At 73.8% G+C, this 6,062-nt stretch carries 8 protein-coding genes; 7 read left to right on the top strand and 1 reads right to left on the bottom strand.

Translation table 11 applies throughout. The annotated features are described in order from the left end of the window. Window positions 1–183: hypothetical protein (locus RL72_RS20255; protein WP_211256051.1), on the bottom strand; the 183-nt coding region annotated here is incomplete at its 3' end. Window positions 184–402: 219 nt separating this feature from the next. Here RL72_RS20255 and hemE point away from each other — a divergent pair. The 7 genes from hemE (at window position 403) to hemC (ending at window position 6,059) form a co-directional block, all read left to right on the top strand. Then, window positions 403–1,458, top strand: a complete 1,056-nt coding sequence (hemE, locus tag RL72_RS11680; protein ID WP_045251008.1) for a uroporphyrinogen decarboxylase — start codon at window positions 403–405, stop codon at window positions 1,456–1,458. Further along, the gene (locus tag RL72_RS11675; RefSeq protein WP_052674347.1) at window positions 1,455–2,975 is read left to right on the top strand and encodes a protoporphyrinogen/coproporphyrinogen oxidase; all 1,521 of its coding nucleotides are present in this window, start codon (window positions 1,455–1,457) and stop codon (window positions 2,973–2,975) included. The genes hemE and RL72_RS11675 overlap by 4 nt, the downstream gene beginning before the upstream one ends. 116 nt (window positions 2,976–3,091) lie before the next feature. After that, window positions 3,092–3,493: a hypothetical protein gene (locus tag RL72_RS11670; protein ID WP_045251007.1), complete on the top strand. Its 402-nt coding sequence runs from the start codon at window positions 3,092–3,094 to the stop codon at window positions 3,491–3,493. 1 nt (window position 3,494) lies between these two features. Next, on the top strand, window positions 3,495–3,899 hold the full coding sequence (locus RL72_RS11665) for a phage holin family protein (protein ID WP_045251006.1): 405 nt from the start codon (window positions 3,495–3,497) through the stop codon (window positions 3,897–3,899). Continuing rightward, window positions 3,889–4,149 carry a hypothetical protein gene (locus RL72_RS11660; RefSeq protein ID WP_045251005.1) on the top strand — a complete coding sequence of 87 codons (261 nt, stop codon included), beginning with the start codon at window positions 3,889–3,891 and terminating at the stop codon, window positions 4,147–4,149. The genes RL72_RS11665 and RL72_RS11660 overlap by 11 nt, the downstream gene beginning before the upstream one ends. Window positions 4,150–4,332: 183 nt before the next feature. Continuing rightward, window positions 4,333–5,037: a hydrogen peroxide-dependent heme synthase gene (gene hemQ, locus RL72_RS20250; protein WP_045251004.1), complete on the top strand. Its 705-nt coding sequence runs from the start codon at window positions 4,333–4,335 to the stop codon at window positions 5,035–5,037. After that, window positions 5,034–6,059: a hydroxymethylbilane synthase gene (gene hemC, locus RL72_RS11650; protein ID WP_045251003.1), complete on the top strand. Its 1,026-nt coding sequence runs from the start codon at window positions 5,034–5,036 to the stop codon at window positions 6,057–6,059. Before hemQ ends, hemC begins: the two co-directional genes overlap by 4 nt. Window positions 6,060–6,062 lie beyond the last annotated feature (3 nt).

Here is a 6,062-nt window from a genome sequence, read left to right as displayed (position 1 = left end):
CCTCCGCTTCGGCGCCTCCGGCCCGCGCTCCGGCGGCCACGGCCTCCCCGCGCCCGGGTCGCCGCCGAACCGAGGCGCGGGGAGGCCGTGGCCGCCGGAGCGCGGGCCGGAGGCGCCGAAGCGGAGGCCGGGGAGGCCGTGGCCACCGGGGGCCGACGTCACGGGCGGGGTCGCGGCGTCCAACGGTCTGCTCTCTCGGGTGGTGCGCGGTGCGCCATCGTCGCGACCGGGGACGGCGGATCCCTGCCCAGCATTCTGCCGCCTGGCCCTGCGGCGCGCCAGCCGCCGCGAGGGCGCTCGTGCGCCCGGTGATCGTCGCCGCCTCTGTGGCACGAGGCGGATCCACGCGGGCGGCGCCGGATCCCCATCGGCCGCTAAGCAGGCGTCGGGGAGAATGGATCCATGCCCCTCGACGACGCCCCGCTGCTGCGCGCTCTTTCCGGAACCCGCCCCGAGACGACCCCGGTGTGGTTCATGCGGCAGGCGGGCCGCTCGCTGCCCGAGTACCGCGACCTGCGCGTCGGCACCCGCATGCTGGACGCCTGCCTGACGCCCGACCTTGCTGCGGAGATCACGCTGCAGCCCGTGCGCCGGCATGGCGTGGACGCCGGCATCTTCTTCAGCGACATCGTGGTGCCGCTGCGGCTTGCGGGCGTCGAGGTCGAGATCGAGCCGGGCCGCGGACCCGTGTTCGCCGATCCCGTGCGCTCGGCCGCCGACGTCGCCCGCATCACCGCGATCGACCCCGCATCCCTCGACACGACGCAGATCCAGGAGGCCGTGCGCCTCGTGGTGGCAGAGCTCGGCGACCGCACGCCGCTGATCGGCTTCGCCGGAGCGCCGTTCACCCTGGCCGCGTACCTCGTCGAGGGAGGTCCGTCCAAGGAGCACCTGCGCGCACGCGCCATGATGCATACGGATCCGGAGTCCTGGAACCGCCTCGCGGGCTGGCTCGCCGAGGTCTCGCGGACGTTCCTCGCGGCGCAGCGCACGGCCGGCGCGAGCGCCGTGCAGCTGTTCGACTCCTGGGCGGGCTCGTTGAGCCCCTCCGACTACCGCGCCTTCGTGGCGCCGCACTCGGCGGCCGCCGTGGACGGCGTCGATGCCCCGGTCATCCACTTCGGCGTCGGGACCGGGCCGTTCCTGGCCGACATGCGCCTCGACGGCCGTGCCGACGCCGTGGGCGTCGACTGGCGCCTGCCGCTGGACGAGGCCGCGGCGATGCTCGGCGACGACGTCACCGTGCAGGGCAACATCGACCCGGCCCTGCTGACGGCGCCCTGGCCGGTGCTCGAGGCGCACGTGCGCGACGTGCTGCGCCGCGGCGCCGCGGCCCGCGCGCACATCCTGAACCTCGGTCACGGGGTTCCGCCCGAGACCGACCCGACTGTGCTCACCCGCATCGTGGAGCTTGTGCACGCCGTGCGCGTCGAGCCCGCGGTCGAGGGCGCGCGATGACCGATCCGGGCGCGAAGGCGGGCTCCGACGCCCCCGAGGCGGCGCACGCGCCGGAGCTGGCGGAGCGTGCGGCGCGGCTGCGGGTCGCCGTGGTCGGCGGCGGGATCGCCGGTCTCGTGGCGGCGGAGGCCGTCGCCGCGATCGGCGCGCACGCGACCGTGTTCGAGGCGCAGGGCAGGGCCGGAGGAGCCGTGCAGCCGGGGGAGGCCGACGGGCTCGTGTTCGACGCCGGCGCGGAGAGCTTCGCGGTGCGCGGAGGACACGTGCGCGCCCTCATCGACGACCTCGGCCTCGGCGACCGGGTGCGCACGCCTCAGCCAGGCGGGGCCTGGGTCGCGGGGATCCCCTCGGGTGCGGCGCCGCTGCCGAAGGGCGGTCTGCTCGGCATCCCGGCCAATCCGTTCGCCGAGGACGTGCGCCGTGTGATCGGATGGCGCGGCACCTGGCGCGCCTGGCTAGACCGGCTGCGCCCGCCGCTCACGATCGGTCACGACCACAGCCTGGGGCGCCTCGTGCACAAGCGCATGGGTCCCCGCGTGCGGGATCGGCTCGTGGCGCCGGTCAGCACCGGCGTGTACTCCGCGCACCCCGACGACATCGACGTCGACGTCGCCGCCCCCGCGCTGAACGCCGCGCTGACCCGTGCCGGATCCCTCTCCGGGGCGGTGGCCGAGCTCACCGGCGGCTCCGAGCGTGCTCCGGGCGCCGCTGTGCAGGGGCTCGAGGGCGGTATGGCGGGCCTCGTGGACGCGCTCGTCGCGCGCATCGAGCTGCTGGGATCCGAGGTGCGCACGGCGGCGCCCGTGGAGGCCCTCTATCGGGACGGCGACGGCTGGACCGTGCGCGTCGCCGAGTCCGCGCCCGCCGAGGTGGCGGATGGTGCCGGGCCCGGCGATGGTCCCGCCGAGCCCGAGCTCTTCGACGCCGTGATCCTGGCCGCCGACGAGGCGACGGCCCGGCGCCTGCTCGCCCCGCACGTCCCCGCGCTCGCAGCGGTCGCCGCCGGATCCTCCCCGCGCATCGAGATCGTCACCCTCGTGCTCGACGCCCCGGTGCTCGACGCGGCGCCGCGCGGATCCGGCGTGCTGACGGTGCCCGGCAGCCACACCGCGAAAGCGCTCACGCACAGCACCGCGAAGTGGGCCTGGCTGCGCGAGCGGGCGGGCTCGCGGCACGTCGTGCGCGTGTCCTTCGGATCCCAGGGCGAGGAGCCGGCGACCGCCGCGCTCGACGACGAGGCCGCCGCCGCGCTCGCGCTCGCCGAGGCGTCCGCGCTGCTGGGAGTCGAGCTGCGTCCGGAGCAGCTCCGCGGCAGTCACCGCTCCCGCTTCGTGCAGGCGCAGCCCTCCGCGGTGCTGGGCGCGGCAGAGCGGCGGAGCGCCGCGGCCGCCGCGATCGCCGACGCCCCGGGCATCGCCGCGACCGGTGCGTGGCTCAGCGGCACGGGGCTGGCGCAGGTCGTCCCGCACGCCAGAGCGGAGGCCGAGCGGATCCGGCACGCGCTGCTCTGGGGCTGAGCGCGCGCCGCGCCGCGACGGGGTTCTCGTTCGGCCGAAGACCTTTAGATGCCGAAAACGGAATACAGGGTTACGCTGGAGGTCCGGATAGACCGACCACAACGTGAGGGGACCCCATGAAGGGGAAGATCGGACTCGTCGTCGGACTCGGCGTCGGCTATGTGCTGGGCACCCGTGCAGGGCGCGAACGGTACGAGCAGATCAAGAAGCAATGGCTCAAGGTCTGGAACCTCGACCCGGTGCAGGCGCAGGTGCACAAGGTGCAGGACTTCGCGAAGACCCAGGCCGCGGCCGTGCCGCAGGCCCTCTGGACCGGCGCCGTCAAGATCGTGAAGGCGGCGACCTCCGACGGCACGCCGGGCCAGCGCGTGGACTCGACCATCGCGAGCGGCAAGTCGGTCGCCGCGGAGGTCAAGCAGGCCGCGGAGGAGACCGTCGCCGCCGCGGAGGCGGAGAAGAAGCCGCGCTCGACGTCGGCTCCCAGGAGCGGGCCGAAGAAGCCCGCCGCAGGAGCCTGACATGGTCAGGGACTACCGGGATCGCGCCGACGACAGTCTGCTGACGCTGCTCGGCGATCTCCCCGATCTCGTCAGCAACCTCGTCAAGGCCGAGATCGACGCGGCCAAGACCTGGGTCGCGCGCACCTCGAAGGATGCGGGCATCGGCAGCGTCTGGTTCCTCGTCGCCCTGTTCTTCCTGTTCTGGGCGGTGCCGGTCGTGCTCGTGTTCTCGATCGCCGGGCTCTCCTCGTGGTTCCCGGTGTGGCTCTCCGCGATCATCACGTTCGGCATCCTGCTGCTCGTCGTGCTCGTGTTCGCGCTGCTCGGGATCCTGAAGTTCCGCCGGGTGCTGCGACGGGAGAACCCCGCGCAGGCCGTGGCCACCGACGTCCGCATCGTGAAGGAGGCCGGCGATGGCCGCTGATCCGAACATCCCGCGCACGGCCGTGCCTGTGGGCATCGTCGACCCGGTCGCCTCGGCGCGCGCCGAGCTGAAGGCCGCTCTGCTCGCGATCGAGGACAAGACCAACGTGCCTCGTCAGCTGCAGAAGGCCGGGGGCAGGGCGCGCCTCTTCGCCCAGCGCAACCCGGTCGGCGCGGTCGCCGCAGCGGTCGGTGTCGCCGCCGTCGTCGGCGGCGTGGTCTGGGCGGTCGCCCGCAGCATCGCCCGCTGAGCCGCGCGCGCCTTCGGCGCCCCTCTCCCCGCGCGACGATCTGCACATCCGGCGACGATCCGCACACGGATCCGGCGCGATCGCGTGCAGATCGTCGCGTCGTGTGCAGATCGTGCCGCGCGGATCCGGCTCCGGATCCGTCATCGGTCACCCGTCCATAGGTGGAGGGGGCAGACTGGATCCATGGCTGAAGCTGCAGAAACGCCCGTGCTCGCTGCCGACTCCGACGCCTCGCCCGAGGGCTACACGCTCTGGGCCGTGTGGCGACGCGACCCCGCCGCACCCGTGCTCGAGACCGACTCCACCGAGCTGGAGGACATCGTCCGTCACATCGAGGACGGCGGCATCAGCGTCCGCGGCTTCTACGACGTGTCCGGCCTCAAGGCCGACGCCGATCTGATGGTGTGGCTGCACGGCCCGAGTCCCGAGGAGCTGCAGAAGGCGCTGCGCCGCCTGCGCCGCACCGAGCTGCTGCGCACGCTGCTGCCGGTCTGGAACGTCATGGGCGTGCACCGCGACGCCGAGTTCAACCGCGCCCACGTCCCCGGATTCCTCCGCGGCGTCGACGCCAAGGGCTGGCTGTGCCTGTACCCGTTCGTGCGCACTCCCGAGTGGTACCTCATCGAGGAGGACGAGCGTCGCCGCATGCTCGCCGAGCACGGCCGCAAGGGCGCCGCGTTCCGCGGGGTCATCGCCAACACGGTCGCGGCGTTCGCGCTGGGCGACTACGAATGGCTGCTTCCGCTGGAGGCCGACGACCCCACGGAGCTCGTCGACCTCATGCGAGATCTCCGCTACACCGACGCCCGCCGGTACGTGAAGGAGGAGGTGCCGTTCTACACGGGGCGCCGGCTGCGGTTCGACGAGATCGCCGAGGTCCTGCAGTGACCGCTGGCGCGCTCCGGCTCGGCACCCGCCGCAGCGCCCTCGCGCAGGCTCAGTCCGGCCAGGTCGCGCAGGCCTTGGAGCAGGTGTCTGGACGTCGCGTCGAACTCGTGCCGATCACGAGCGAGGGCGACACCAACCGCGCCTCGCTGAGCGAGATCGGCGGCCAGGGCGTGTTCGCCACGGCGCTGCGCGACGCCCTCCTCCGCGGCGAGTGCGACCTGCTGGTGCACTCCCTGAAGGATCTGCCCACGACCGTGCCGGACGGACTGGTCATCGCGGCGATCCCGGCGCGGGCGGACGCGCGCGACGTCGCCGTCACCCGTGACGGCACGCCACTGCACGAGCTGAAGGCCGGATCCACGATCGGCACCGGATCCCCGCGTCGGATCGCACAGGTGCACGTGCGCAACCCGCGTCTGCGCACGGTCGATCTGCGCGGCAATGTCGACTCGCGGCTGCAGCGGGTGGCATCGGGCGAGCTCGACGCCGTGATCCTGGCGGCGGCCGGGCTCAGCCGGCTCGAGGGCGACCCGATCGGCGCGCTGAAGGTCGAGAGCCTGGGGCTCGCGGAGTGGCCGACCGCACCCGGTCAGGGCGCGCTCGCCGTCGAGACCACGGCCGACGCCCCGGTCGACCTGCTCGCGGCGCTCGCCGCGCTGGACGACGAGGCGACCCGCATCGCGGTGACCGCGGAACGAGCGGTCCTGGCCGGGCTGGACTCCGGGTGCCAGGCGCCGATGGCGGCGCACGCCGAGCTCTCCGGCGCCGACCTCCGGGTGCGCGCGGTGGTCTACGCCCCGCACGACGGATGGCGCATCGGGATCGACGTCACCGAGGCGCTGCGTCCAGGAACCGTGGAGGCGGAGGGGTCGGCCGAGGAGTATATTCAAGCCAACGGCAGGGGCAACGGCGCGGACTCTGCCGATGGTGCAGACCCGATCGCCGCAGCACGCGAGATCGGGTCGTCTGTTGCCCATCGGCTGCTCGAACGTGGGGCGGCTGACCTTCTTCCGCGCTCCTGAACC

Origin of the sequence: Microbacterium azadirachtae, from assembly GCF_000956545.1 — a bacterium.
Taxonomy (GTDB): domain Bacteria; phylum Actinomycetota; class Actinomycetes; order Actinomycetales; family Microbacteriaceae; genus Microbacterium; species Microbacterium azadirachtae.
Note: the sequence above shows the minus strand (reverse complement) of the source record. Positions and strands in the feature narration are given on the sequence as shown.

Excerpts from the sequence above, each read along its gene's own strand:
- RL72_RS11675 (WP_052674347.1), top strand. The coding sequence starts at position 1,455 with ATGACCGATCCGGGCGCGAAGGCGGGCTCCGACGCCCCCGAGGCGGCG.
- RL72_RS11665 (WP_045251006.1), top strand. The coding sequence starts at position 3,495 with ATGGTCAGGGACTACCGGGATCGCGCCGACGACAGTCTGCTGACGCTG.
- RL72_RS11670 (WP_045251007.1), top strand. The coding sequence starts at position 3,092 with ATGAAGGGGAAGATCGGACTCGTCGTCGGACTCGGCGTCGGCTATGTG.
- hemQ (WP_045251004.1), top strand. The coding sequence starts at position 4,333 with ATGGCTGAAGCTGCAGAAACGCCCGTGCTCGCTGCCGACTCCGACGCC.
- RL72_RS11660 (WP_045251005.1), top strand. The coding sequence starts at position 3,889 with ATGGCCGCTGATCCGAACATCCCGCGCACGGCCGTGCCTGTGGGCATC.
- hemE (WP_045251008.1), top strand. The coding sequence starts at position 403 with ATGCCCCTCGACGACGCCCCGCTGCTGCGCGCTCTTTCCGGAACCCGC.